We start from the raw sequence: 513 nt of genomic DNA, 5'->3' as shown, positions 1-513 counted from the left end.
AACAGCGCGCGGCCGATCACGCTGGTCACCGACATCAGCGCTTCGGCGAGGAAAAACACGCCGCCGAGGATGGCCAGGAAGGTACAGGCCAGCGGGATGAGCCTGGCGATCAAGCTGCCCGGGGGCGCGTGGAGTTCATTCGTTATTGCAGTCATGCCTGTCTCGCTCCATTGGATCGATCCTTGTCGGATCTTGTAGTGGGGTCTTGGGGTTTCAGGGGCTTCGAGCCCCGGGGCGGAGCAGGGCTCCGTCCCCGATTGTTGTTTTCGCGTGTTACTCGCTCAGCTCGATCCGGTTGCGGAACAGCTCGAGCGCTTCCGGATTGGCCAGCGCCTCCTGGTTCTTCACCGCTCGGCCGTGCACCACATTGCGCACCGCCAGTTCGACGATCTTGCCGCTCTTGGTACGCGGGATGTCCGCCACCTGCAGCACCTTGGCCGGCACGTGACGCGGGGTGGTGTTGGCGCGGATGGTGTGTTTGATGCGGCCGACCAGTTCCTCGTCCAGGGTCAG

At 63.7% G+C, this 513-nt stretch carries 1 pseudogene; it reads right to left on the bottom strand.

Annotated features, from left to right (window positions below):
* Positions 1 to 273: 273 nt before the first annotated feature.
* Positions 274 to 513 (bottom strand): annotated as a pseudogene (locus tag AC3A35_RS27880) (acetoacetate--CoA ligase); the annotation flags it as partial.

Source organism: Azoarcus sp. Soil_N_20 (assembly GCF_057656155.1).
Note: the sequence above shows the minus strand (reverse complement) of the source record. Positions and strands in the feature narration are given on the sequence as shown.